A 25,384-nucleotide genomic window follows, 5' to 3' on the forward strand; every position below is an offset into this window, starting at 1 on the left:
GTGAACTTCTTAACAAGCGACTTAATTAGTTTATCAAGAACCGAACATGATGTCAAGAACTTTTTTAAATTAATTATTTAACAACTTGAGAGCAAGAAGCTCTGAAGTCGTTGTCGCCGTTGCTGTATCGCAACAACAGGTAATATATTACTAGTTGAGTATCATCATTGCAAGTACTTTTTCAAACTTTTTTCATTTTTTTTGAAAATACTTATTTACACGATCATTTGCGATTGCAACTTCAAGTAATATTGTACAAAATCCTACTATAGTATGTCAACGATTCATGCCATATATCTTTAGTCAATTTACATGCCAGAACAGATCACAACTATTTTGAAATTAGTACTAATGTTATACCTGATAGACTTCATTACAAACAAAAAGCATCCCTATTCGGAATGCTTAATTAACTATTCTTGTGTTGGATTATGGAATGCCATTGGAGCTGTATCAGGCATATCATTCAAAATCTTCATGTCATCATCGCTAATAGTGAAGTCTAATTTGGCATTAGCTTCTATATGAGGAAGTTGTGTTGCCTTAGGTAATGGCAAAACGCCGTTTTGGATAACAAACTTAATTGCTAATTGTGGCACACTCACTTGATACTTCTTAGCAATCCCATTGATATCAGCATTATTAACTAGTCCGCCTGTTGCTAATGGTGAGTATGCCTCTACCAAAATATCATTATCTTTTGAAAACTTAGTAATCTTTGGTTCTGTGTAGCCAACATAATATTGGATTTGATCAACCATCGGTTTAACTTTGGCTGTTGCTAAAACATTTTGGAGATCATGAACATTGAAGTTAGAGACACCAATTGCCTTCACGCGTCCAGTGCTATAGATTTCTTCCATTGCACGCCAGACATCCAGATTCTCCTTATCATAATTAGAACCCATTTGTCCCCATGGCCATGGAGCATGTACCAAATACAAGTCTAGATAATCAATATCCAAGTTATTCATAGTCGTATTGAAATCTCTTAGAGTACCATCGTAAGTCTTGGTTTCACCTGGTAACTTAGACGTCACAAAAATCTCACTACGATCGATACCTGAATCTCGAACGGCTTGTCCAACTTCCTTCTCGTTGCCATAAGCCAATGCAGTATCAATATGACGGTAACCAACTGTTAAAGCGTCAAGTACTGCTTTATGAGCCTTACTTGCTGGAATTTGCCATGTACCAAATGCTACTTGAGGAATTTCTACATCGTTGTTTAATTTGAAAGTTTCTGTTAATTGTGTCATTTGAATACCTTCTTTAATAGGTTTAAGACTGATCTCTCTCAATCAGTAAGTGCATCATAAACCTTCAAGTGGACTTTATAGCAAGGATTTTATCCAATTTTTTTAAAATATTTCAAATCATCCATGTTAGAAACGGGATCATTAAGTGTCTTCTGCATCCAAACAATATCTAGCCACCTGCCAAACTTAAATCCCACTTTTTTAAATTTACCGATATAGTCATAACCAAGTTTCTCATGAAATTTAACACTGCCCTGATTATCTTCAGTAATGCATGCTAGTAGATTAACCACCCCCTGCTCAGTCAAATAAGTTTCTAACTTTTGATAGAGTAACTTACCGATTCCTTCACCTTTGGCATCGCCATCGACGTAAATGCTAGTTTCCGCTGTCCATTGATAAGCTGATCTGACATTATAAGCACTTGCATAAGCGTAACCCAATATTTTACCGTCCTTTTCAGCCACCAAATAAGGATACTTCTCGGAAATAGTTTCAATTCGTTCAGCGAACTCTTCTATGGTAGGAACATCATTCTCGAAGGTAATTGTAGTATCCAAAACATAAGGACTGTAAATATTCAATAGTGTCTGTGCATCACTTACACGAGCGGATCTGATCTTTATCATAATTTCATCTACTTCTTAATTTTTTATTTATTTTAATGCTCTTTTATAAAAAAATAAATAGGCGATACCTATCAATGATAGATATCACCTACGATTTATTTAAAAATATCTGGATCAACAAAGTCAGTATCTTCAATCGGAACTTGATTGATGATCTCATCATGAATTAGAAGCAATCTAGTCTCAACTCCAACTTTATCATCCTCAATTGTAATGATGTTATAACTAGTCGCATCCATTACCAAGTGATTGTGGTGATTATCACAGTTAATGTGATAGGCACTTGAATCAGCTGTACTGCATAAAATATTCTCACGATTAAACTCAGTTGGGAAATGAATATGACCTGAAAAGATGGCTCTGACATTAGTCCCCTTCACAAGATCTAACAATTCCTGGCTGTTTTGTAAAATACTGTAACGCATATGTGTGATCGCCGGACCATCAACTGGATGATGCATAAAAATTAAAGACATTTTTTTATCCGAGTCACTGATTGATTGCTTCAACCAATCAAGTTGTGCCTGATCAATATAACCTTGTTCAATGTTTCCATAAGTACTATCAATGAAATAAATATCGCATAACCCTGTTGCAATACTGTAATAGTACTTTTCTTGTGGATCTTCTTCTAAGTAACCCTCATAGAATGCTCTTGTCCGATCGTGATTACCCAAGACAACATAGATAGGAATATGTAGTCTCTCACTTTGATAATCAACAATATCCTTTAACTTTTGATAATCAAATGTCACACCTTCATGAACTAAATCACCACTGATCACAGCCATGTCGGGGCGATCGGGCATCAATTCAATATCTTGAAAGATATTTTGTAATTTTATATACGGATCTACCCGCTGGTGATTGGCTGGTTTGGCACCACGAGGTGTTAAATGTGTATCCGTTATTTGAACTATCTTTAACTCTTTAGTTTTCATCAAAGTTAGATCCTATCCCAATAAATATTTTTTTGAGAATCTTTGTCAAAAATAATACTTGTCTGTTCTTTAAACTCAACGTAGACTACATCATCAACATTGCAGCTTATATCCTTAGTAACAGACTTGATGGTACGCGAATCATTCAATCCCAAGGTCAGTTGTGTAAATCTTCCATAATCAACAACTTTAATTACTTTAGCTTCAATAGATAACTCACTTTTCGAATCTTTTGATACTGTTACATGTTCTGGACGAACTCCCAATAAGTAATCTTTCACTTCAAGGTTTGTTGCTCGACTGATTTGAAGTGATTTTTGATCACTGACCCACAAATATCCATCCCTATAAATAACAGGTAAGACGTTTATTTGCGGAGTTCCAATAAACTTGGCCACAAATAAATTAGTCGGATTTTTATAGATATTTTCAGGAGTGTCAACCATTTGAATAATGCCATCATTCATAACCGCAATGCGATCACCTAAGGCCATGGCCTCTAACTGATCATGGGTAACATACACAATAGTCTGTTTATTCTTATCATGTAAATTTTGAATCTCATCACGAGCTTTTTCTCGTAATTGAACATCAATATTAGACAGTGGTTCATCGAGTAAAAATATCTTACTCTTCTTTGCCATCCCTCTACCAAGTGCAACACGCTGTTTCTGACCACCAGATAGTTCTGACGGTAAACGATCTTTGTAATCAGATAAGTTCAACGTTTTTAGAATCGATTCTAGACGGCGATGTCTTTCATCCTTGGCAACCTTATGAACTTTCAAGGCGTATTCTAAGTTTTGATAGACAGTCATATTTGGATATAGAGCATAATCCTGGAAAACCATCGCAATTGTGTGACCATCATTCGCCTTTTTATTCAAATCTTCGCCATCGATTAAGACTTCACCATCACTTGCCGATTCTAAACCAGCAATCATGCGCAAAGTGGTGGATTTACCACATCCAGATGGACCTAGCAGGACTAAGAATTCTCCAGCTGTAATTTCCAAATTCAGCTGATCGATAACTTTAGTATTTTTAAATTTCTTGGTAATATTCTTTAATTCAATAGTTGCATTATTATCGCTCATTCTATTCCCCTTACTTGAGTCCACTGTTACTAATACTATTTAAAATATAACGTTGAAAAATCAAATAGATGATCAACGGTAATACGATCATGATCGACGATAATGCCATGGCTAACGGGAAGTTAGTTCCACCTTCACTAGAAATATAGTTTTGGAGGGCTAATGGCAAAGTAAAACTAGCTTTGTCTTTCAAAATCAATGTTGGCCAAACATATTCGTTCCATGAGTTAATGAAGAACATAGCTCCCACACTAATAATGCTCGGCTTCAAAATCGGCAAAACAATATTAAAGAATATTCGACGATTAGGAATATTGTCTATCTTCAATGAATCAAACAAACTCCCCGGAATCTTCTCCATTGTTTTTAGGAAAATCATAATCCCCGTAGCATCACATAGCTGCGGCAGTGCAACACCAATGACACTATTTAACAAATTTAACTTAGCAATAACTAAGTAGTTAGGTATCATGACAACTGTAAATGGTACAAAAATCGTTGAAATAAATAATAAATAAATCAGATTCTTATGCTTAAATCGATAGTATCTAAAAGCGTATGCCGCTAATAAACCAGTAAATAACTTGCCTAAAGTAACTAACGTTGCCATAAAGAAGGTATTCCAGATCAAACGCAACAAATTCACTTGATGATTCAAAGTCGTGTAATTGACTAGCGTTGGTTTACTAGGTATTAGACTCAAAATCGATTGATATGATTCTTGTAACGTTTTGAAGGAATTGGAAATCATGAACAACACCGGCAATAATGCGATAATACCGATTATGATCAATGGCAAATGCCATAGTGAAGATTTCTTACTATTCATACTTCGACCTGCCTTCTACAAATTTGATTTCTAAATAAAGTAATATCAAAAAAATCAAAAATGTGGTGATTGCCAATGCCGAAGCATTACCTGTCTTATAGAGCACAAAGGCATTCAAGTAAGTGTGATACAAGACATTGGACGATCCATAGTATGGTCCACCCGTAGTAATAACGTTGATCGGGGTAAAAACGTATTGCAAACCCTGAACGATCGTTAAAATCAAAACATAAATGGCAATACTCTTATTCATTGGCAAGATAATATTCCAAATCATTCGCCATTTAGGAATTCGATCAACCGTAGTAGCATCAACGATATTCTTAGGAATGGATCCTAACCCAGTCAATAGCAAAATAAAGTTATAACCAAAGACCTTCCAATTAGTGATCAAACATAACACAACAATTGCCAATGCTCCTGAATTAGTCCAGTTAGGCAAAACAAAACCACTCGATCTAAATAAAAATGCCACTGGTCCTGAAACAGGATTCAATATCCAAGAAAAAATCATCGCCCCAACTACTAATGAAAATAGGCTGGGAATAAAAAAGATAATCTTATAAGCGCCTTGCATTCTCTTGATAAAAAATTTCACGGTCAAGGAAATAAGATACGGAATAACAAAATTCAAAATTAGTAATAAAACAATATAGAAGAAAGTATTTAATAATACTTTTTGATTCACTGGATCTGTGAAAACTTCAATGTAGTTTCTCATCCCTACAAAATCCTTAGTCGGAGCAATCAAGTTCCAATCAAAGAAACTCAAATAGAAAGTATAGATGATGGGAATAATCATAAAAATCGTCAGCAATAATCCCGTAGGTAATAAATATATAAACGGTAATATTTTTTTATTGTTGTGCATTGATCTTTTCCTGTGCCGATTTCAATGTAGACGAAATATCACTACCAGATAAAATCTTGTCACGGGCATCGATCATTGCTTATTCTGCTTGTAAACCATTCTTAGGGAATGATGTCCATGGAATTGCCTTATCCAAAGTATCAACTGCTGGTACAAGCATTGGATTTTCATTCACATAGTCTTTGAATTCTTTTGATTCCAGTGCATCTTTAGTTGGAGGTAGATAACCTGTTCCTTTACTCCAAGTAACTGATGAACTTGCCTTAAACATGAACTTCTCAAATTCCCAGGCAGCCTTTTGTTGAGTCTCGTCTTGAGCTGTAATGGCCAACATTGAACCACCAACTGGAACAGTTGTTTTGTGACCTTCAAAATGAGGAGCAATAATAGCACTAGCATTAAAACTAGCACCCTTCTTAATGTGTGAAGCTTGAGCAATGGTTGTAAAGGCCATAGCTACATCGCCCTTAACAAATGAATCCATCCCTTGAGCCCATGGTGTATGAAGTGCTGTCTTATCAGTAACCATTTCTTGATAAAGCTTGTATGCACCTTCACCGTTTGAACTAGCAAAAGCTGCCTTACCATTCTTTTGAATATCAGCACCATTACTTAACATAATAGCTTGTTGAGCCCATGTATCACCTGGTTCTTGGATATATAGACCATATTTTCCACTCTGTTGATTGATACTCTTAGCGGCTTTTTGAACACCTTCCCAAGTATCTAGAGATTTAACATCGACGTTGTATTGCTTTAATAGATCATTATTAATGAATAATACTGGTGTACTTAGTGAATAAGGTAATCCCACTAACTTCTTATTTGCATCCTTGGCAAATGACAAAGTCTTAGTTGTGAAATGGTCAGTAATAAACTTGTCATTACCGTCAAACTTCTTAGCAGCATCAGTTGGTGTCATGTATTTGAAATTGCTAGCGAAGTAATTATCATAAGCCCAACCTACTTGTGTAACGTCAGGAACTTTTCCTGAAGCTTGCGCAGATTGGAGGTTTTGCATCAATCCTTGATACATATTTGGATTGTACTTAGCTGTAACCTTGATATCCTTGTGAGTTTTATTGAACTCTTTGACCAATTCATCAACCGTCGCCCCACCTTGAGTTTGAGCATTGACGTGCCAATAAGTAATATGTGTGACTGATTTGGCTGAAGATTTAGAAGTTGATGAGCAGCCCGCAAATACAACTGCCATCAAAGCTAATCCAACCAAAGCTAAAAATTGCTTAAAATATTTTGTTTTCAATTCTTTCCCTCCTATATGAACTCAATATTAGGGAATAAATGTATATTTCTTATATACTTAATGTATTGTTTGTGTAAAGTTTTTATATTGAGAAATTTTTGTGCCAATATTTTTTCAAGCAACTGACTATACAGTAATAAAACTGATATGTTATCATGTTATAAATTAAATATAGTAAATCGGTTGGCGAAAGCTTCAAGGTAATTCCTTCTCAGGGGTGTGAGGAGGGTTATTTTGGGGCTTTTTTTAGTCCACTAACTAAAAGGAGAAATATAATTTATGGGTTTTTTAGGAATTTTAGTCCTAATACTAATTGCAACAACGATTGTCGGCCACTACTCATCTAGAATCGGCGTTCCTGCGGTTATCGGTCAACTACTGATCGGTATCGTTTTAGGACCGGCTATTCTTAATTGGGTCAAGCCAACAGAATTTATTCACGTTTTCTCAGAAATGGGCGTAATTATCCTTATGTTTATCGCCGGCATCGAAAGCGATATGCAACTGCTTAAGAAATATCTCAAACCTAGCTTTTTGGTAGCCATTCTGGGCGTGATCGTACCAGTTGTTCTCACTTATGGGGTGGGAATGATGTTCCATATGAATGCTGTCGAAAGTTTATTTCTAAGTGTTATCTTTGCGGCTACTTCAGTTTCGATCTCTGTAGCTGTTCTTAAGGAGCTGAACGTCTTGAACGGCAAAGCTGGAGCTACTATTCTTGGCTCTGCCGTAGTAGACGACATCTTAGCCGTAGTTATCTTAAGTGTGATGGTCAGCCTGCTCGGAGGTGGTCAAACTTCCTCAAGTGGTCCGTCCCTAGTAATAACCTTCGCTGAACAAATTATTTATTTCGTGGCTATTTACTTTGTAGTAAAATTTGTCGCACCATATATGGCAAAGATCGGTGAAAAACTATTCATTCCCGTAGGGCCAACTATCATGGCTATGATTCTTTGTTTTGGTATGGCATATATTGCCGATCTAATTGGCTTGAGTTCAGTTGTGGGAGCTTTCTTCGCTGGAATTGCCATCTCTCAAACAAAAGTTCGTGATGAAGTCGACCGTAGTATCGAACCAATCGGCTACGCTATTTTTATCCCAGTCTTCTTCGTAAGCATCGGTCTGAACATGACACTCAATGGAATTCAACACGACCTTTGGTTCATCGTTGTTCTGACAATAGTTGCGATTATTTCCAAACTATTCGGTGCTGGTTTAGGAGCTAAAATATCCAATTTCAGTCTGAGTGAATCATACATGGTTGGTGCTGGGATGGTTTCACGTGGTGAAATGGCTTTGATCATCGCTCAAATTGGTTACCAATCTAAATTGATCTCATCAGATTACTACTCAGCTATCATCGCAGCAGTAATCCTGACTACATTGATTGCACCATTCTTACTCAAGCATGCCGCTAAAGGATCACCACAAGATTTGAATTAACCGATTAAAAAATGGGGTTGTGACATAACTACCTTTTTGCATAAACATGCAGCATAAACGCGCAACAAAACATAGCTTTTTCCGCTTAAACCAAAGGAGCCTAGCAATCCAAAATCGGATTACTAGGCTCCTTTGCCTTAATGCTCGAAAGCTGACTATGTTTTGTCACACTCTCATTTTAAATTTAATCATTAATGATCTTTACGCATTGTCAATTGAATTCGATTGCGAGTCTCATCAACGCTTAATACCCAGACAGTCACAATATCACCAATCGTGACTACTGTACTAGGATCACTGACATAGCGATCGGCCAATTGAGATATATGGACTAAGCCATCTTGCTTTACTCCAATATCCACAAAAGCACCAAAGTCAATCACATTTCTGACCGTCCCTTGAAGTTCCATCCCCGGCTTCAGATCAGACATGCTCAAAACGTCCTGTCTAAGCAGTGGCGCTGGCATATTGTCACGGAGATCTCGACCAGGTTTACTTAATCCCTCAATAATATCCGTCAGTGTCTCCTCACCGATATTCAATTTCTGAGCCTACTCCGACTTATTCAATTGCATCAGGCTTTGATGAATCTCGTCAGTACCGATTTTTTCATTCGACATCCCGATACCGTCTAATAATTTTCGTGTGGCCGCATAACTCTCCGGGTGAATGTCGGTATTATCTAACGGATCATTTCCAGCAATGATCCTCAAGAAGCCCACTGACTGCTGATAAGCTTTAGGTCCCAAACGCGGAACAGACTTTAGAGATTTCCGATCATGGAAGGTTCCATTTTCATTGCGAAATTTAACGATATTCTTAGCTGTCGTTGCGGTTAATCCAGAAATATGAGCCAACAACTCCGGACTCGCTGTATTAACATTGACGCCGACTTGATTAACAGCCGTTTCTACTACTCGATCCAGTTGTTCGTCCAAATCCTTTTCGGGCACATCATGTTGATACTGTCCGACACCGATTGCCTTAGGGTCAACCTTGATCAACTCAGCTAATGGATCTTGCAAACGACGACCGATACTAATGGCCGAACGTTCTTCAACGTGAAGATCACCGAATTCTTTACGAGCATTCTCACTTGCGGAATAAACCGAAGCTCCTGCTTCATTAACGATTACATAGTAAATCGGACGTTTCAAAGTCTTGAGGATTTCACTCACAAATTCTTCTGACTCTCTACTAGCAGTTCCGTTACCAATGGCAATCATTTCGACTTGATAATCTTCCAGTAATTTTTTGAATTCACTCTTGGCAGCAGCCCTTTTCTCGGCATTTGCTGGTTTATGAGGATAGATAACTTGCTTAGTCAAAAATCTGCCATTAGCATCTACAATTGCCAATTTGCATCCGGTTCGATAAGCTGGGTCGAAGCCCATGACCACCTTGCCCTTTAAGGGTGACATCATTAAAAGATGATATAAGTTATTGCCAAAAATTTTAATCGCATGTTCATTGGCTTGATCAGATAACTTACGACGAATCTCTCGTTCAATAGCCGGTCCTAAAAATCGTTTGTATGCATCAGAAAAAGCATCCTCGATCTTTGTGACGGCTGGACCTTTTCGTTGACCAATTATTCTGGAATGACCATATCTTAAAATCACATCGGTATCGATTGAAATACCAACATTCAAGATCTTTTCACGCTCGCCACGATTGATGGCTAAGATTCGATATGGTGGAATCTGTTTCAATGATTGTTGGAAGTCGTAATATGTTTCATACGTTTGGCCTTCGTCTTTTTCTTTGGCACCACGTTTTACCTTGCTTGTCAGTTCACCATTTTGCCAAGTATATCCTCTGATCCATTCACGAAAGTTTGCTTTTTCACTGAATTTTTCAGCTAATATTTCATGAACTCCAGCCCAAACTGATTCCAAATCAGGTAACTTTTTATCAGCATCTATGAAGGAACTGGCTTTATTATTCAAGTTTCCAGATGGAAAGCTCAATAACCAATTTGCTAATGGTTCCAAACCGGCTGCTCGTGCAATACCAGCCTTAGTTTGCTTCTTTTGTTTGTATGGAAGATACAAGTCTTCTACTTGTTGCAAGACCGTAGCTTGTTCCAACTGCTGCTTTAATTTAGGTGTTAGTTTGCCTTGTTCTTGGATCAAACTGATCACATCTTCACGACGTTGATCCAACTTCATCAATCGATGTGTTTCATCCTCAATCTCACGAATGGCTACTTCATCTAAAGTTCCCGTACGTTCCTTTCGATAACGAGCAATAAACGGTACAGTATTGTCTTCACTCAGCAGTTCCAAAACTGCTTTAATTTGTTGGACTTTGTACTGACTCAATTGTTGTTGAACTGGTTTAACAAAATCGATCAAATCTTTTTTTGATTTACTTACTACCATGTAACCCTCCAGTTTTAATCAAATTAATTATTCTTAGTTAAACATTATGGCTTCCAAAAATTCTTTTAAATAACGCTAGCAATTATATCATGCATCATGTGGTGAGAAATCTCAATTTGAGCAAGAAAAATAGACCAGCTCGAGAAATTACTTAATTCCCACGACCTGATCTATTTTGATTGATAGAAATATTATTTGCGCAATATTTTATCCATTGACTTACCTTTGGCTACTTCATCAACTAACTTGTCCATATAGCGAATTTTTTGCATGAGTGGATCATCAATATCTTCCACCCTGACTCCACAAATAACCCCAGTGATCAATGATACATTGTCGTTGATATGTGGTGCTTGTTCAAAAAATTCTGTCATAGTTGATTCTGAATCAATTTGAGCTTTCAAGCCGTCTTGATCGTAGCCTGTCAGCCAACAAATAACCTTATCGACATTTTCTTTTGGATGTCCTTTACGTTCAACCTTTTGAATATACATCGGATAAATACTCCCAAATGTCATTTGAAATATACGTGTATTTGCCATCAATTTATCTCCAAATTTTATTCAGCCACTTCAACGCTTTCCATAACAACATCTTCATTTGGTTTGTCATTACGATCACGTTTTACTTTGGCGATTTCTCGAACCACATCCATACCATCGATAACTTGACCAAAAACTGTATGTCTGTGATCTAACCAAGGTGTACCACCATTCTTGTACGCAGCGATGATTTCCTCTGGATAACCAGCTGGTGCCATTTGCTTGATCATTCGCTTAGGCATGTTTTGATTGGAAACAATAAAGAATTGACTACCATTAGTATTCGGACCAGCGTTAGCCATTGATAGTGCTCCATCTAAGTTAAACAACTCATCTGAGAATTCATCTTCAAAAGCATCACCATAAATACTTTCGCCACCCATACCAGTACCAGTTGGGTCTCCACCTTGGATCATGAAATCAGGAATTACACGGTGAAAAATAACGCCGTTATAATAATCTTTTTTGGCTAATTCAACGAAGTTCTTAACTGTTTTAGGAACTAATTCATCGAATAGTTGGATTTTGATATCACCATGATTTGTTTTGATAGTAACCTTTGTACCAGTTACATTGTCTAAATCTAATTGTGGATACATTTTTTCTCCTTTTCGAAGTACATTTTAATATTTTTCTCGTAATTTAAATTATACCAATAATTATGCGGTATAACTCAATTTACAACTTATCTCAAAGGAGTTTTTTTATGCACACGTTCGAAATCACCAATCACGACATTACCAACAATGAAAAGTTAACAATTCAAGCCACTGGTACAAATGATTTTTCCAATGAATTAAAATTAAAGGCTGCCATTACCCTGATCGAGTCATTATCAGAGCCTGACTATGACAGTCAAGAAGAATACGATGCTTTCATAAAACTATGTAGCGACCTAAAACAAGCTACACGCTATCTTTAATTATTGGATACCACCCTAAATGGGCATCATCATTACAGCTAAAGAAATCCCATCGTAATTATACATTTTCACCGTTATAACACTCGTTACAAAAAAATCGGTCTTTCACAGAAAAAATACGAAATTTTAACTATGTTGTGAAAACAGCAAATAAAAAATCTTGGAGTAAAATAATGTCAAAGATGGGTATCGAACGACATGATTTAGAAACCGGTGAAGTGATGAAGATATTGATTTCTGAAGATTCAGAGATAAACTACTTCGGTGATGATCTAAAAGTCAAGGCTGCTCTTGCATTGTTAGATACAGTTGATCCTAATAAATTCTTCGAGTGGGGAAAAGATGATCTCTACTACAATTCTTGCGATGACTTAAAACGTGCGGTCGATCGTTTTGAAAATAATTAGCGTGATCCTTCCAAGTACCAAAATAGAAGTTGTGACATAACTCGGTAACTGTATGAATCTGCGGCGTAAACGCGTGTCAAAACACAATTTCTTCCGTTTAACAAAAAAAGGATCTGGCATTTACTACGTAAATGTCAGATCTTTTTCGGTTATACTCAGAAATTAAACGTGTTTTGCCACGCTCTCTATTTTGGTTAAACATATAAACTATATTACATTAACGTCAATAGCTGTGAAGCTACCATCTTTGTATATCAACACCGCTCCATAGAGGTCATCGTTACCAACACCCCAATCAGGAATTGGTCCTCCTGCAAAGAAGAGACGTTTGGCCTCTAATTCACCTTCAATGGAGTTCTTTACAAAAACCGTCACTCCAGCCAAGTCCGTTTTTAGCGGATAACCAGTTCTTGGGTCAATAACGTGATGATATTTCTTACCATTGATTTCTAAATATCGTTCGTAAATGCCAGTTGTAACGGCTGAGCACTCACCGATTTGAACATTACCAATGGTTTCTCCTCGATCACTAGTTGGGTCTTGTACACCTACGATCCAGCGCTTGTCACTATGAGTAGGACTATTTCCAACAAGCAAGACATTCCCACCAAGATCGATGATTCCACTGGCGATTCCCATCGAGCGCCATAGATCTCTGATCCGATCAGCGATATAACCCTTAGCAATTCCGCCAAGATCTAGTTCCATACCTGGCTTTTTTAAAAAAACTGTCAGGTTATTATCGTTCAGTTCAACATCTTCGGGACTGATCAATTTCATCCGTTCCTTGATATCATCGTCACTAGGAACATTAGCCCCGACAAAACCGATTTTCCATAGTTTCACTAATGGACCGATCGTTGTATTGAAGCCAAAATCCTGTCGGCTGTACTTAATAGCTGTCTTCACCAGTTCATAAGTTGAATTAGACACTTGAACCGCTTCTACACCCGCAGCGTGATTGATTGCCATCACTTCTGAATGACTACGATTTACAGTTAATAGATCCTCATAGTTCTCGATCAAGTTGAATGCTTCATTGACCCCAGAATCATCGATCGTACCAAACGTCGTCAAATTGATAGTTGTTCCCAACGCATATCCAGTCTTATCAACTCGATGTTGTGCCAAATCATCTATCATAACTATTCAGTCTTATCTTCGTTTTCTTCATCATGTTCTGACGCACCAGTTGTGGCATCAGCTTCAGAAGCGGCAGCTGCTGGTCCAGTTGCTTCTTCGTCATCATCGTGTTTTGATGCACCTGAAGTAGCATCTGGGAAGCCATCAAATTTACCATCTTTGACTAAGTTAACAAGGTGACCAACATTTCCAGTGAATTCCATTGTTCCTAAGTATCTGCCGTTTTCATCACGTACAGCAAAGTAGTTGATCCAAACTTTATGTCCATTCAATGGCAAACAACGTTCCACATGGTCTTTAGTACCAAGTTTGAATGAATCCATAATTGCCTTAACAGCTGGCAAAGCCTTTGGTGGGTGACATTCTTCAACACTCTCACCAATTTCAGATGGATAACGTACGTGCTCACGGTTAGGCTTATCTGAATAATATGCAAAATGATCTGTATCGTCGATAAAATCTACTTCAAATGGTAGTGTATTAAAGATTTGTTGGATCTCTTTAACTTTCAAACTACCTGTGCGGAATTGCACTTTTGCTTCACTACTGATATGTGGTTCTGTCATGTCATCGTCTCCCTCTTCTAAATAACGCATATTTGATTTTACGAATCTATTGAATGCTGCAAAGCTGTCTTCCAAATTATGAACAACATTAATATCTGTCACAAAACCATTTTTGTCAAAGGTATTTGCGGCATTGCCAATTAACACCTCATTACCAGGAAGGACGTTAGAATTCAAATCAGGTGATAGTAACATTTGACGCAATTGTTGTTGGGCACGTGAAGTTCCTTGTGTTCCATAGGAAACACCCACAATCATCACTGGTTTTTCTTTCATAGTCTTATGCTTGTATGACAACCATTCCAAACCGCTCTTCAAAGCAGCAGGGATTGAATGATCGTACTCAGGTGTAGCGATAATAACACCGTCAGCGTTGTTGATCTTGTTATTGAATCTCCAGACTTCTGTTTGTTCACTGTAAGGCAAGTCTTCATTGAATGGTGGTAATTGTTTAACTTCTAGTAATTCGATTTCGGCAGCAGTTCTGAAATGCCATTTCATATATTCCAAAAGTTTTCTGTTATATGAAAAATCAGCGTTTGTACCGACAATAGCAACAAGTTTCATAGAATATTCTTCCTTCCTGGATTATTTGTTATTAAATTCATTAATTTCTGTCGCATATTTTTTGAATCCTTCAAAGCATTGTTCTAAGAATCCAACTGTGCCTTGATTGACCAATTCTCCATCATCATCAAAGGCTTTCTTAGCTGTTCCAAGGAAAAATTCATTTCCAGGGAATACTTCAGCGAAGACACCTGGTGAATCCAAGATTTCACGCAAATGAGTCTGTGAACGAGAGGATCCTTGAGGATGGATCGATGCACCAACGATCATGATTGGTTTGCCATGCAATGGATGAATGCGATATGATAACCATTCAATGACACTCTTCAATGCAGATGGAACTGAATGATTGTATTCAGGACATCCAATAATTACAGCGTCGGCTGCTTCAATTCTCTCAGCTAGTTCTGTAACTAACTCGGGATCATGAGCCTCTTCACCAGTTGGATAATTCTCATTGAACATCGGAAAATCTTTTATTTCATTAATATGTATTTCATCATCAGTGAAATGATTCTTCATAAATTGTAATAATTTACGATTGTAGGATAATTTCTTATTAGAACCTACGATAGCCTCAATTTTCATAAATAACCTCCCGTTAACTGATATTTTTGCAAATTGCAAAATACTTCACAAATATAATTTTAATATTAATTCACGCCTTAGGCAAGCGCTTTCAGGATTTATATATACAAAATTATATATTTCATTTAAAATATTGGAATTTTATTCTTATGACCTCATAAGATATAATAATAAGCTATGAAAGGAAGTCCCATCTTGAACCTCACCGCTAACATAAATCGTTTCATAAAAAATATGTTATTCAAAGTCGACTGGGAAGGAATCGCTCAACACATTCTTTCAGTGGTTGCCCAACTGATCCTTTTAACCATCGTCTTACTATTGATAAATTGGATCGGTAAAAAGATCATCAAACATATTTTTAATAGTAACCTAAAGCTAAGTAAGAATCCTATTCCCCAGAATAAAATGGATACCATTTACACGATCGTTCTAAATATTTTTCGATATGTATTACTGTTCTTTTGGATCTACGCCATTCTATCAGCCATTGGTATTCCAGTCGGTACCTTGATTGCTGGTGCCGGGATCTTCAGTTTGGCAATTGGTCTTGGTGCACAAGGATTCGTTTCCGATATGGTCAATGGTTTCTTCATACTACTCGAGCAACAAATAAGTGTCGGCGACTATATCAACATTAACGGTATCGAAGGAACTGTAACCTACGTTGGGATTCGGACCACGCAACTAAAAAGTGTCGATGGAACTTTGAACTTCATCCCTAATCGTAATATTACTGTCGTCAGTAATCAATCACGTAATGACATGCGTGCCCTAGTTGAAATACCGGTTTCTAGTCATTCTCCCTTCGATCAGATCAAGCAAGTTATTGCACATACTAATAAAGAACTTGATCTCAAAAGTTTGAAAATAACTAAAGCACCTAGTATCTTAGGGTTCTCCAATCTAAATGACGGCACTTTAGTCATTCAAGTTGTCGCCTACACTAAACATGGTGAACAATTCAACGTTAAAAATATCTTAATGAAAAAATACTTGGTAGCTTTGAATCAAGCTGGTATTGACCTGCCCAAATAATATTTTAAAACCGCGCGTTACGACAATTCAGATACACTTATCATTTGCCATAACACGCGGTTTTTTATAATTTATTAAATTAGTTATAATCAGATTTTCTCTCAATCTTTTTTTGAATCAACTCGATCAATACACACAAACTCCAATAAATCAGTGCAACCAAAATATACATGGACATGTAATCAAAAGAACGTCCACCTACGATCTTAGCACGTTGAAATATATCCGGAATAGTAATCATCGCTGCCAAAGAAGTTCCCTTCAACAGATCCATGGCAACATTCCCCAAAGATGGTATCGAAATACGAATCGCCTGCGGCAAAACCACTTTGATCATCGTAGTACCAAAACCCAGATTCAAAGTATAGGCTGCGTCCCACTGACCATTATCCACCCCAGTAATAGCACCTCGATAAATTTCGCTGATAAAAGCACTACTAGTTAACGTAAAACAAATAATCGTTGCCGCTAAAGCTGACAGTTGATACGGCAAACCAAAATAGAGAATAAACAAAATAACTAGTGCCGGCACTCCTCTAATGAATGAAATATATATTCTGACAAGTTTTTTTACTAACTTATTAGGAACCATCCCCAATGCTGTGATCAAAATTCCTAAGATATTACCTAAGATAAATGTCACGAAGCTTATTCCTAATGTGTAAGGTAGCCCCAGTAAAATATACGGTATCGATTTGATCATCAATTCAAAATTTAACTGCATTAGTCGTTATTATCCTTTATCTTGACGGTCTTTTGAATCTTATATTTAGGCTTACTTGAAACATCATCTGTGAAAAATTGCTTAGAGATCTTGGTTAACGTTCCGTCATCTTTCATCGCCTTGAGCTGTTTATTTATTTCAGTTTTTAAAGTTTCGCTCTGCTTTTTCATCAAGATACCTGACGTATTAGCATTGAAGTACACATCCTTGAGGATCTTAACTGGTATTTTAGGCAAGGCAGCGACTGACATCTTTTGAAGATAATAGTCGTTGATAATGACATCCGTTCTTCCGTTAGCTACATCGGTTAAATACTGATCATTAGTCGCATTGTCATACGTTACTAATTGGGCTCCGTATTGCTTGGCAATCTTCATGTAACCAGTGTTTGGCTCGCCGGCAGCTTTTTTACCTTTCAAATCTTTCAGAGAATGAATCCCTGAACTATCTGACTTTCTAACGATCAAACTGTCAAACGAATGTTTGATCGGTGAACTCAGCATAAATTTCTTTTCTTTGGCTTTGGTGATACCAAAATCGTTCGCAGCAACATCTGATTCACCCTTTTCTAGAGAAGCAATTTGTCCATCGACATTGTATTCTTTAAATTTGGCTTTGACGCCCATTCGTTTCGCTACTTCTTTGACAACTTCCACATCATAACCCGTTAATTTATTGTCTTTATTGTAATAAGAACTAGGAAAAAGTGTTCCCGAAGTGGCGATCACTAATTCTTTTTTATCTTTTACTTTTTTTAAACTATCATCTGAAGCAGAGCTACTACTCTTTGAGCAACCCGATATAAATAAGACCAATATCATCAAAAAACTTAAAACTATCGCTACTTTTTTCTTCATCCTTAATCCCTCAAATTATCTATAATATTTTGGTAGTTCTAAAGCTTTAGTGTTTTCAAATAATTCTCCTACACGAAAAAGGAGATCCTCACGTCCTTTGCCAGACATGAATTGCACGCCAATCGGCAAATCGTTATTCCCTATCCAAACTGGCAAACTTATTGCCGGTTCACCAGTTAAATTAGCCAGCTGCGTAAATGGAGTGAGTTTCAAACTCTCATAAAACATATCGTAAACAATCTCTGACTGTTCCTTTTTGGTAACTTCAGAAATATTGATCAAACTATTACGAATCTTATCCGACTGTAAATCAGTCTTAAGATTTGGAGCTGTAAAGGCTGTTGTCGGCGTTAAAAATAAGTCGAAGTTGCCAAAAATATTTCTCTCCATGATTTCAGCCGCACTATCCCACTCATCAAAAGATTGGCTGTATTCAACTGCTGAAATATTCAATCCATATTGATACAATCCCCATGACATCAATTCCATATCGTCTCGGGTTATTCTTCGTTGTAGAGTTTTTTCAATTGAACAAAACATTTTAGCGGTCTCAGCAGCATTCATCTTATAGTAAGAATTCATCAACGAAATCCCGTTGATAGGATACTTAATGGGCACTACTTCAAAACCAGCATCCTCTAGGACTTGTAACGCTTTGAGCATGGCAAACTTCGCGTCTTCAGAAACTTGTGTGCCGATCGGTGACTCAAAACTGTATGCGATTTTTAGCTTCGATTTAGTTTTTCCGCCTGTCCATTCCACCTCTGGTGCTTGAAATGGTGCTATTGTAGTCGTTCCACGCATTCCGTAGAATAATTTCTTAGTATCACGCATTGACACATTCAATCCAAAGTCGATCGACGCCCCTTGCCAGCCACGATATCCACCAGGTCCGACCGGCATCACTCCTCTAGTCGGTTTCAAACCGATCAAACTGGTAAATGAAGCCGGGATTCTGATCGAACCACCACCATCACTAGCTCCAGCAAGTGGAAACATGCCACTGGCAACAGCTGCAGCAGCTCCGCCACTGGAACCACCAGCCGAAAAATCTAAATTCCACGGATTATGACAATCTCCATACAAACTTGAATCAGTCACATTCTTAAAACCGAACTCTGGTGCATTAGTCTTACCAATCGGGATTAAACCTAAACTTTCGATTTTTTTGACAAAATTATTAGTCTTAGTAGCCGTATTATTCTTGAATAACCTTGAGGCTGACGTATCCAAAAATCCATATTTGCTCTGACCTAAGATCTTTAATGGAATTGGTATTCCTTTAAACACGGTATCTGAAAGTTTCGTATCATCAATTGATAAATAACGTTCTAAGTATGTTGACTCATCGAAATCTATCAGGCTATTTAAGTAATTATTACTTTTTTTGATACGCAATAAAGTATCATCGATCAATTCTTTGCGACTGATCTGCTTAGTTTCTAATAAATTAGCTAGATGCGTTGCATCTTTCACTTTCAAAATCCCCCCTACATATAAATAATTTTGTCCAAGAAATCCTTCGTCCGCTTATTCTGTGGCCGATTAAATAAATTATCCGGTGTATCGACTTCTAGTATCTTGCCGTCATCCATAAAAATAACTTTGTCCGCAATTTCTTTGGCAAATGACATCTCATGAGTCACAATAACCATCGTCATTCCAGTTCCAGCCAAGGCTTTTATGATATTCAGAATATCTTTTACCGTCTCTGGATCTAAGGCAGAAGTCGGCTCATCGAATAACATTATTTCCGGATTCAGCGCCAAAGCTCTGGCAATAGCGACTCGCTGTTGTTCTCCACCCGATAAAGAATTGACCGAACTGCCTATTTTGTTTTCTAGTTTGACCTTTCCCAACAATTCCAGAGCGACCCTCTCAGCTTCTTTTGCGGTCATGATTTTATTTTTCACTGGCGAAAGAGTGAGATTATCTAATACTGACAAGTTGGGGAATAAATTAAAGTGTTGAAAGACAAAGCCCATTTTTCTTCTTGCGCTCTTAGAAACAATGCTTTCACTAGTGAAAGCTTCACCCTCGATCGATACTGTTCCACTTGTGATGTCGTTTAATCCAATCAAACATCGTAATAATGTACTTTTACCAGATCCAGATGGACCAATAACCACGACTACTTCACCCTTATCCACAGTCAAGTCTAATCCTTTCAAAACAGCTTCATTATCAAAGCTCTTCACAAGCTGATGGACCGATATCATTTTCTCCATTGCACCCTCCTTTCACAAACAACCATCTAAAAGATACCGATTAAAATCGTTAATTACAAACGTTAACCTTTACAATTTTTTCGATATTATTTAATGATTTTTTTAGTGTAAATATGTGGGGGGTCGGTTGAATGCCGCTGACGGTGGGTAACAATTCCATCTGCCTGGGGACCGGCTTAAGTCTTCGTCTTAAGCCTCGCTTGGAAGCCTGTAGTCTTCCAAGTCGTCCAGTGTACTAAGCGATAAATCGCTTAGTACACTATTACGGCGGATTCCATTGTTACCCACCGTCAGCTGGAATTGTGCTACTACTAAGTTCATCCTTTTCTTAGTAGTAGTTTCATATTCTATAGATAAAAAATAACACGTGACAACAAATTGACGGAATTGCATCCAAATTGTTGTTACGTGTTACTGCTATTTAGTAGCCAATGCATTAATTAGTAATAATTTTATATTTTTTAAATAAAAAATAGTACCCAACCACAAACAGATATAGTTACATCCAAATTGTTGTTAAGTACTATTATTTTTTGCGATCTTTAGCTGGAGGTCAGCAGTAATGGAATCAGTAGCGAAAGTGATGTTAATGCGGGCGGTTTTCCCACATTTACAGCACTGGATGCCTTTCTTGATTTGTGGTTTATGCAAAGCAAGAAAGCAAGATTGGAGACCGCTTTATGGCTCCAATCGGTCCCGCCACTGATGGAATTACTGCTGACCGGAAGCGGCCATACTTCACCTTACCTAAAGCTATTTAATCCTACCCTCGTCAATAACTTTAGTATCTAAAAACCAGTAATCATGATAATCACCAACTAAAGCTGTAAATGAAATTGGTTCCTTACCAACCGCAATGATTTTTTTAAGCAAATAATTTCTCAAGATCCAAGGCTGCTCCATCGAATCTACTCGTAAATTAGAAATTTCTTCGATCATTTCTGGTGTCGTTCCTAAATCTTCAGCAACCTGATCTAAAGTCAAATCTGATAACGCTAAGTTCTGATGTAATTCTCTAACTGTCGATTCTCGTTGTTCTTTCGTCAATGACATGGCGATTCCTCCTGTCATATGTGGCTTTAACGGATAAAATATCATTCTGAATTAAAACTTTCAATCTAGAACTTTTTGTTGTTAGTAGCCGAAACGATCAACATCATTGGACGGCGCATTTCATCTTTCATACCGGGAATATCCATCATATTTTTGGGTGGCATTGGTTCAACGACTCGATCGATTCGAAAGCCATTAGTCAATAATCCATCTAAGTAAGTAGTCAAGGTTTTATGATACTTGACCACCTTTTCACCTAAGAAATCTGATTCTCTTTTTCCTTCATAAAAATAATTATCTACCGGAAAATCTTTTATCTGACCATCGTCATTATAATTCCATTCTTCACTACCCTGAGCAGTAAAAATAGGATGCTCCACTGAGAAAATAAATGTGCCAGCAGGTTTAAGATACTTGTTAATTCTCTTTACTATCTCGTCAAACGAAGCAATATAGTGTAACGCTAAGGAACTAATGACCACATCAAATTTGTTGTCTTCAAATACAATCTTAGAAATATCGTCATGTAAATAGGTGATCCGATCTGAATGAGTTTTTTCTTTAGCTACAGCAAGCATCTTTTCAGACATGTCAACGCCATAGACTCTACGTGCTCCATTATCGATGGCATATCTATCGTGCCATCCATACCCACAGCCAAGATCAAGCACTGTTTTGTTAGAGAAATCTGGTAACAGCGCCCGCAACGTACTCCACTCTCCAGCACCAGCTAAACCTTTTACACTCCGATTCATCTGACTGTACTTCTCAAAGAATTTTTCATTATCATAAATATTTTTCATTTTTTATCTCCATGTAGTTGTATTTTATCTTGAGACTACATGGAGTAATACTCTCTTAAAGGCAATCATTTTTCTGACCTCCAAAGTTATTTTTTAACTTCTCAGCTATAACTTAACGCAATAAAATCTGCTCGTCTATGCTTTTAGAAAAGTTTGTGATAAATCATACTATCTGTCGAATTTAAAATAATTGTTTGATTATTGAACCTCGGTTGCCATTTCAAAATATCCTTAGCTTTTTGATTACTAACATTACGGTTCATTTCAATGAACATTTTTCCTTCTTTGGCCCGCTCATTAAACAAGGACGCCATCTTGATCAACCAATTAGGAACAATCCTTGTTGGTATTTTAGTAGCATATTCTGGTCTTTTTGTTCTTAATAATTCGGCAATTTCTGACATAGAAATTTGTCCGTCTGCTGAAGCAATAAACCGCTGTCCATCTGCCGCCGGTGTCATCATGGCTCGGATATGAATATCGGCCACATCTCTGACATCTACAATATTCAAGGGAATATCTACCAAAAATTTTTCTGACCCATCCAATAAGTTCTTTAGTAAGTCAAAGCTACCTGAAAAATGACCATTTAACGATGGTCCAAAAATAGCTACCGGATTGACCGTCACAAACTCTAAATCAACATCTGAACGCTGTACATATTCCCAGGCGGCCTTTTCAGCTAGTAACTTCGATTTTTCGTAAAGAGAAATACCTGGTTGATTTTCATCCGTCCAATCAGTTTCAGTTGTCGGAACGTCATGCTTTTTCTTACTAAAGCCAATTGCTCCAAAGTTTGACGTCATCACTACTCGCTTTACTTTTGCTTTATTCGCGAATTTCAAAATTCTGCCTATTCCTTCAATCGCCGGACGGATCGCATCGGCCTCATTGTCTGGTATGTCAAAGAATACTGGTGAAGCAACGCTAAAGACATAGTCACAGCCACTCATAGCTGCTTCCCAATTGTCATCACTAGCCAAATCAGCCTCAAAAAAACTCAAATCATCAAAAGATTCAATTCCATTTTTCTTTAACGTATCGACAATCTTAGTCTTGTTCGCGAGTGATCTCAGAGTTGTTCTAACTATGTATCCTTGTTGAAGTAATTGCAAAATCAATTCCATCCCTAAGAATCCCGTTCCACCTGTTACCAACACTATTTTTTTCATTTTATTCTCCTTATCTTTTGTAATCGAAATATCGATGTGCTTTTATTAATAATGAGAATAAACCCTAAACCATAGTTCAGGGCAAATATTTTAGGAGTGTAAAAAATGGAACCTACTTTTTCAATCAAAGATATAGCAAAATATTTCAATCTATCTATCTCGACAATCAGATATTATGACAAACGTGGCCTTCTACCATTTGTATCAAAAAATGATGCAGGATATCGTGTCTTTACTAGATCCGATATGGCATTTATCAAGACGATCTGTTGCCTCAAAGACACCGGAATGCCCATTCGTGATATCAAACAGTACATTGATTATTGCATGGAAGGGCCAAAATCGATCGACAAGCGAAAAGAACTCCTACTTAAACACAAGCAACACATTTTAATGGAGGAACAAACTTTAAAAAAGAATCTTAAAGAGATCGACCAAAAAATCGATCATTACACTTCTGGAAATGCCAGAGAGATTGTTGCTTCTCAAGTGAAATATGTACAACAGGAAAAAAAGAATCTGCACTTAGCTGACCCATTCAGTACTAATTGATTTCGAACTTTTCTTAGAAAGGTTATAATAGTTCTAATAATCTCAAAAAGGAGTGTTCTTTCATTTATGAAAAAACGTATCAAAGGTTCATGTACAACGATCTTAGTCGGAAAAAAGGCTTCGATCGACGGTTCAACTATCATCTCTAGAAATGACGATGGTCACGAGGCTCTCGACCCCCAACGCTTCGTGGTCGTTCAACCAGAAGATCAACCCAGACACTATCAATCAGTTATCAGTAAGGTAGAAATCGACTTACCTGATGATCCAATGCGCTACACATCCATCCCTAACGCTATCTTAGACAACGGTATTTGGCCTGCTGCCGGAATTAATAGCGACAACGTGACAATGTCAGCTACTGAGACTATCACTACTAATTCACGAGTGCTCGGTGCCGATCCATTAATTGACGGCGGAGTTGGTGAGGAAGATTTAGTAACACTAGTGCTTCCATACGTTCACAGTGCCCGTGAAGGTGTTCAACGCTTGGGAGATATCATTGAAAAATACGGTACATATGAAACCAACGGAATTGCTTTTTCTGATAACAATGAAGTTTGGTGGTTAGAAACAATCGGTGGACATCACTGGGCCGCAAAGCGTATTCCTGACGATGCCTATGTCGTTGCACCTAACAGAATGAATATTGATGTATTCGACTTCGATTCCGATGACACTATGAGTTCTGATGACTTAAAAGATATGATCGAAAAGTACAATCTCAATCCTGATCTGAATGGCAAGTACAATCTTCGTCATATTTTTGGTAGTGCAACGATCAAGGATACTGTTTACAACAATCCACGTACTTGGTACGGTCAACAATATTTCAATCCTGAGATCAAACAAGATCCTATGGAACAAGACTTACCATTCATCTGCCATGCCAATCGTAAGATTTCTATTGAAGACGTTAAGTTCGTCTTGAGTTCCCACTTCGAAAATACTAAGTACGATCCTTATGGCAACGGAACTGAGTCTGATAAGAAGCTCTTCCGTCCTATTGGTATCAACCGCAATCACAACGTTCATATTCTACAAGTCAGAAACAACGTTCCTGCTGAAATTGCTGGAATTCAATGGCTGGCTTATGGTGCTAATACCTTTAACACCGTCGTACCATTCTATACCAATATCAACGACACACCTGCACCATATAAGGACGCCACAGGTACCTTTGATCTCAATAACATGTATTGGTTGAGTACAACTACCGCCCTACTTGGTGATACTGATTATGATCTCTACGTTGACATGCGTAATGATTACGAACTCGATGCCATGAGTGCTTATCGTGAGATTCAAAACCAAACTGACGCTCATCTTGGTCAAAATATTACCGAAGAGTTAGAACAAGCTAACGAGAAATTAGCTGACAAAGCTCTGAAACTACAAACTAAATTGCTCGGCGACATGGTCATTATGGGTTCAGAACATATGAAACTTAGATACAACTTGAATGATTAATTTATTAGAGTCAGAGATAAAATTCTCTGGCT

25 protein-coding genes and 1 pseudogene are annotated in these 25,384 nt (G+C 37.4%); 6 read left to right on the top strand and 20 right to left on the bottom strand.

Features of this window, described 5'->3' with window-relative positions; all coding sequences use genetic code 11:
• Nucleotides 1–413: 413 nt before the first annotated feature.
• The 7 genes from U8519_RS11305 to U8519_RS11335 form a co-directional block, all read right to left on the bottom strand.
• Nucleotides 414–1,259, bottom strand: coding sequence for an aldo/keto reductase (locus tag U8519_RS11305; protein WP_334330423.1), 846 nt, complete (start codon nucleotides 1,257–1,259; stop codon nucleotides 414–416).
• Between the two features lie 89 nt (nucleotides 1,260–1,348).
• Nucleotides 1,349–1,888, bottom strand: a complete 540-nt coding sequence (locus U8519_RS11310; RefSeq protein WP_334330424.1) for a GNAT family N-acetyltransferase — start codon at nucleotides 1,886–1,888, stop codon at nucleotides 1,349–1,351.
• A gap of 95 nt (nucleotides 1,889–1,983) precedes the next feature.
• Nucleotides 1,984–2,829, bottom strand: coding sequence for a metallophosphoesterase family protein (locus U8519_RS11315; RefSeq protein ID WP_334330425.1), 846 nt, complete (start codon nucleotides 2,827–2,829; stop codon nucleotides 1,984–1,986).
• A gap of 5 nt (nucleotides 2,830–2,834) precedes the next feature.
• Complete coding sequence (locus tag U8519_RS11320; RefSeq protein ID WP_334330426.1) at nucleotides 2,835–3,926, bottom strand: ABC transporter ATP-binding protein; 1,092 nt, start codon at nucleotides 3,924–3,926, stop codon at nucleotides 2,835–2,837.
• A 10-nt stretch (nucleotides 3,927–3,936) separates the two neighbouring features.
• Entirely contained in the window at nucleotides 3,937–4,755 is an 819-nt protein-coding gene (locus U8519_RS11325; RefSeq protein WP_334330427.1) for a carbohydrate ABC transporter permease, read from the bottom strand.
• Nucleotides 4,748–5,626 carry a carbohydrate ABC transporter permease gene (locus U8519_RS11330; RefSeq protein ID WP_334330428.1) on the bottom strand — a complete coding sequence of 293 codons (879 nt, stop codon included), beginning with the start codon at nucleotides 5,624–5,626 and terminating at the stop codon, nucleotides 4,748–4,750. The genes U8519_RS11325 and U8519_RS11330 overlap by 8 nt, the downstream gene beginning before the upstream one ends.
• Before the next feature lie 79 nt (nucleotides 5,627–5,705).
• Nucleotides 5,706–6,893 carry an extracellular solute-binding protein gene (locus U8519_RS11335; RefSeq protein WP_334330429.1) on the bottom strand — a complete coding sequence of 396 codons (1,188 nt, stop codon included), beginning with the start codon at nucleotides 6,891–6,893 and terminating at the stop codon, nucleotides 5,706–5,708.
• A gap of 279 nt (nucleotides 6,894–7,172) precedes the next feature.
• On the opposite strand from U8519_RS11335, the gene U8519_RS11340 reads away from it, so the two are divergent.
• Nucleotides 7,173–8,336, top strand: a complete 1,164-nt coding sequence (locus tag U8519_RS11340; protein ID WP_334330430.1) for a cation:proton antiporter — start codon at nucleotides 7,173–7,175, stop codon at nucleotides 8,334–8,336.
• Between the two features lie 191 nt (nucleotides 8,337–8,527).
• Here U8519_RS11340 and U8519_RS11345 read toward each other — a convergent pair.
• The 3 genes and pseudogenes from U8519_RS11345 to U8519_RS11355 all read right to left on the bottom strand — a co-directional run bounded on the left by U8519_RS11345 (nucleotide 8,528) and on the right by U8519_RS11355 (nucleotide 11,861).
• Nucleotides 8,528–10,720, bottom strand: a pseudogene (locus U8519_RS11345) (Tex family protein).
• A gap of 191 nt (nucleotides 10,721–10,911) precedes the next feature.
• Nucleotides 10,912–11,262 carry a DUF2200 domain-containing protein gene (locus tag U8519_RS11350; RefSeq protein ID WP_334330431.1) on the bottom strand — a complete coding sequence of 117 codons (351 nt, stop codon included), beginning with the start codon at nucleotides 11,260–11,262 and terminating at the stop codon, nucleotides 10,912–10,914.
• A 17-nt stretch (nucleotides 11,263–11,279) separates the two neighbouring features.
• Nucleotides 11,280–11,861: a peptidylprolyl isomerase gene (locus tag U8519_RS11355; RefSeq protein WP_334330432.1), complete on the bottom strand. Its 582-nt coding sequence runs from the start codon at nucleotides 11,859–11,861 to the stop codon at nucleotides 11,280–11,282.
• A gap of 107 nt (nucleotides 11,862–11,968) precedes the next feature.
• On the opposite strand from U8519_RS11355, the gene U8519_RS11360 reads away from it, so the two are divergent.
• Both U8519_RS11360 and U8519_RS11365 read left to right on the top strand, forming a co-directional pair.
• Nucleotides 11,969–12,184, top strand: a complete 216-nt coding sequence (locus U8519_RS11360) for a hypothetical protein (RefSeq protein WP_334330433.1) — start codon at nucleotides 11,969–11,971, stop codon at nucleotides 12,182–12,184.
• 173 nt (nucleotides 12,185–12,357) lie between these two features.
• Nucleotides 12,358–12,591, top strand: coding sequence for a hypothetical protein (locus tag U8519_RS11365; RefSeq protein WP_334330434.1), 234 nt, complete (start codon nucleotides 12,358–12,360; stop codon nucleotides 12,589–12,591).
• Between the two features lie 207 nt (nucleotides 12,592–12,798).
• Here the strand turns inward: U8519_RS11365 and U8519_RS11370 are convergent, their stop codons facing one another.
• The 3 genes from U8519_RS11370 to U8519_RS11380 are packed head-to-tail and all read right to left on the bottom strand — an operon-like array spanning nucleotide 12,799 to nucleotide 15,455.
• Nucleotides 12,799–13,734, bottom strand: a complete 936-nt coding sequence (locus U8519_RS11370; protein WP_334330435.1) for an FAD:protein FMN transferase — start codon at nucleotides 13,732–13,734, stop codon at nucleotides 12,799–12,801.
• A gap of 2 nt (nucleotides 13,735–13,736) precedes the next feature.
• Entirely contained in the window at nucleotides 13,737–14,867 is a 1,131-nt protein-coding gene (locus tag U8519_RS11375) for an NAD(P)H-dependent oxidoreductase (RefSeq protein ID WP_334330436.1), read from the bottom strand.
• Nucleotides 14,868–14,888: 21 nt separating this feature from the next.
• Nucleotides 14,889–15,455, bottom strand: coding sequence for an NADPH-dependent FMN reductase (locus tag U8519_RS11380; protein WP_334330437.1), 567 nt, complete (start codon nucleotides 15,453–15,455; stop codon nucleotides 14,889–14,891).
• Nucleotides 15,456–15,650: 195 nt separating this feature from the next.
• On the opposite strand from U8519_RS11380, the gene U8519_RS11385 reads away from it, so the two are divergent.
• Nucleotides 15,651–16,493 (top strand): mechanosensitive ion channel family protein, encoded by an 843-nt coding sequence (locus U8519_RS11385; protein ID WP_334330438.1) that lies wholly within the window; start codon nucleotides 15,651–15,653, stop codon nucleotides 16,491–16,493.
• A 79-nt stretch (nucleotides 16,494–16,572) separates the two neighbouring features.
• Here the strand turns inward: U8519_RS11385 and U8519_RS11390 are convergent, their stop codons facing one another.
• The 7 genes from U8519_RS11390 to U8519_RS11420 form a co-directional block, all read right to left on the bottom strand.
• Nucleotides 16,573–17,217 (bottom strand): amino acid ABC transporter permease, encoded by a 645-nt coding sequence (locus U8519_RS11390; protein ID WP_334330439.1) that lies wholly within the window; start codon nucleotides 17,215–17,217, stop codon nucleotides 16,573–16,575.
• The gene (locus U8519_RS11395) at nucleotides 17,217–18,074 is read right to left on the bottom strand and encodes a transporter substrate-binding domain-containing protein (RefSeq protein WP_442892154.1); all 858 of its coding nucleotides are present in this window, start codon (nucleotides 18,072–18,074) and stop codon (nucleotides 17,217–17,219) included. Before U8519_RS11395 ends, U8519_RS11390 begins: the two co-directional genes overlap by 1 nt.
• A 15-nt stretch (nucleotides 18,075–18,089) precedes the next feature.
• The gene (locus U8519_RS11400; protein ID WP_334330440.1) at nucleotides 18,090–19,550 is read right to left on the bottom strand and encodes an amidase; all 1,461 of its coding nucleotides are present in this window, start codon (nucleotides 19,548–19,550) and stop codon (nucleotides 18,090–18,092) included.
• 14 nt (nucleotides 19,551–19,564) lie between these two features.
• Nucleotides 19,565–20,302: an amino acid ABC transporter ATP-binding protein gene (locus U8519_RS11405; RefSeq protein WP_334330441.1), complete on the bottom strand. Its 738-nt coding sequence runs from the start codon at nucleotides 20,300–20,302 to the stop codon at nucleotides 19,565–19,567.
• Nucleotides 20,303–21,055: 753 nt separating this feature from the next.
• Nucleotides 21,056–21,355, bottom strand: coding sequence for a DUF2316 family protein (locus U8519_RS11410; RefSeq protein ID WP_334330442.1), 300 nt, complete (start codon nucleotides 21,353–21,355; stop codon nucleotides 21,056–21,058).
• A 65-nt stretch (nucleotides 21,356–21,420) separates the two neighbouring features.
• The gene (locus U8519_RS11415) at nucleotides 21,421–22,158 is read right to left on the bottom strand and encodes a class I SAM-dependent methyltransferase (protein ID WP_334330443.1); all 738 of its coding nucleotides are present in this window, start codon (nucleotides 22,156–22,158) and stop codon (nucleotides 21,421–21,423) included.
• A 143-nt stretch (nucleotides 22,159–22,301) separates the two neighbouring features.
• On the bottom strand, nucleotides 22,302–23,330 hold the full coding sequence (locus tag U8519_RS11420; protein WP_334330444.1) for an SDR family oxidoreductase: 1,029 nt from the start codon (nucleotides 23,328–23,330) through the stop codon (nucleotides 22,302–22,304).
• Between the two features lie 105 nt (nucleotides 23,331–23,435).
• Here U8519_RS11420 and U8519_RS11425 point away from each other — a divergent pair, with 105 nt between their 5' ends.
• Entirely contained in the window at nucleotides 23,436–23,882 is a 447-nt protein-coding gene (locus U8519_RS11425) for a MerR family transcriptional regulator (protein WP_334330445.1), read from the top strand.
• A gap of 66 nt (nucleotides 23,883–23,948) precedes the next feature.
• A complete protein-coding gene (locus U8519_RS11430) occupies nucleotides 23,949–25,352 on the top strand; it encodes a C69 family dipeptidase (RefSeq protein WP_334330446.1) in 1,404 nt (467 codons plus the stop codon).
• Nucleotides 25,353–25,384: the final 32 nt, after the last annotated feature.

The sequence above is a fragment of the Companilactobacillus sp. HBUAS59699 genome, from assembly GCF_036913575.1.
Classification (GTDB): domain Bacteria; phylum Bacillota; class Bacilli; order Lactobacillales; family Lactobacillaceae; genus Companilactobacillus.

Bases quoted from the DNA above. Each gene is read 5' to 3' on its own strand.
- U8519_RS11305 (WP_334330423.1), bottom strand. From the start codon at position 1,259: ATGACACAATTAACAGAAACTTTCAAATTAAACAACGATGTAGAAATT.
- U8519_RS11310 (WP_334330424.1), bottom strand. From the start codon at position 1,888: ATGATAAAGATCAGATCCGCTCGTGTAAGTGATGCACAGACACTATTG.
- U8519_RS11315 (WP_334330425.1), bottom strand. From the start codon at position 2,829: ATGAAAACTAAAGAGTTAAAGATAGTTCAAATAACGGATACACATTTA.
- U8519_RS11320 (WP_334330426.1), bottom strand. From the start codon at position 3,926: ATGAGCGATAATAATGCAACTATTGAATTAAAGAATATTACCAAGAAA.
- U8519_RS11325 (WP_334330427.1), bottom strand. From the start codon at position 4,755: ATGAATAGTAAGAAATCTTCACTATGGCATTTGCCATTGATCATAATC.
- U8519_RS11330 (WP_334330428.1), bottom strand. From the start codon at position 5,626: ATGCACAACAATAAAAAAATATTACCGTTTATATATTTATTACCTACG.
- U8519_RS11340 (WP_334330430.1), top strand. From the start codon at position 7,173: ATGGGTTTTTTAGGAATTTTAGTCCTAATACTAATTGCAACAACGATT.
- U8519_RS11350 (WP_334330431.1), bottom strand. From the start codon at position 11,262: ATGGCAAATACACGTATATTTCAAATGACATTTGGGAGTATTTATCCG.
- U8519_RS11355 (WP_334330432.1), bottom strand. From the start codon at position 11,861: ATGTATCCACAATTAGATTTAGACAATGTAACTGGTACAAAGGTTACT.
- U8519_RS11360 (WP_334330433.1), top strand. From the start codon at position 11,969: ATGCACACGTTCGAAATCACCAATCACGACATTACCAACAATGAAAAG.
- U8519_RS11365 (WP_334330434.1), top strand. From the start codon at position 12,358: ATGTCAAAGATGGGTATCGAACGACATGATTTAGAAACCGGTGAAGTG.
- U8519_RS11370 (WP_334330435.1), bottom strand. From the start codon at position 13,734: ATGATAGATGATTTGGCACAACATCGAGTTGATAAGACTGGATATGCG.
- U8519_RS11375 (WP_334330436.1), bottom strand. From the start codon at position 14,867: ATGAAACTTGTTGCTATTGTCGGTACAAACGCTGATTTTTCATATAAC.
- U8519_RS11380 (WP_334330437.1), bottom strand. From the start codon at position 15,455: ATGAAAATTGAGGCTATCGTAGGTTCTAATAAGAAATTATCCTACAAT.
- U8519_RS11390 (WP_334330439.1), bottom strand. From the start codon at position 17,217: ATGCAGTTAAATTTTGAATTGATGATCAAATCGATACCGTATATTTTA.
- U8519_RS11395 (WP_442892154.1), bottom strand. From the start codon at position 18,074: ATGAAGAAAAAAGTAGCGATAGTTTTAAGTTTTTTGATGATATTGGTC.
- U8519_RS11405 (WP_334330441.1), bottom strand. From the start codon at position 20,302: ATGGAGAAAATGATATCGGTCCATCAGCTTGTGAAGAGCTTTGATAAT.
- U8519_RS11410 (WP_334330442.1), bottom strand. From the start codon at position 21,355: ATGTCATTGACGAAAGAACAACGAGAATCGACAGTTAGAGAATTACAT.
- U8519_RS11415 (WP_334330443.1), bottom strand. From the start codon at position 22,158: ATGAAAAATATTTATGATAATGAAAAATTCTTTGAGAAGTACAGTCAG.
- U8519_RS11420 (WP_334330444.1), bottom strand. From the start codon at position 23,330: ATGAAAAAAATAGTGTTGGTAACAGGTGGAACGGGATTCTTAGGGATG.
- U8519_RS11425 (WP_334330445.1), top strand. From the start codon at position 23,436: ATGGAACCTACTTTTTCAATCAAAGATATAGCAAAATATTTCAATCTA.
- U8519_RS11430 (WP_334330446.1), top strand. From the start codon at position 23,949: ATGAAAAAACGTATCAAAGGTTCATGTACAACGATCTTAGTCGGAAAA.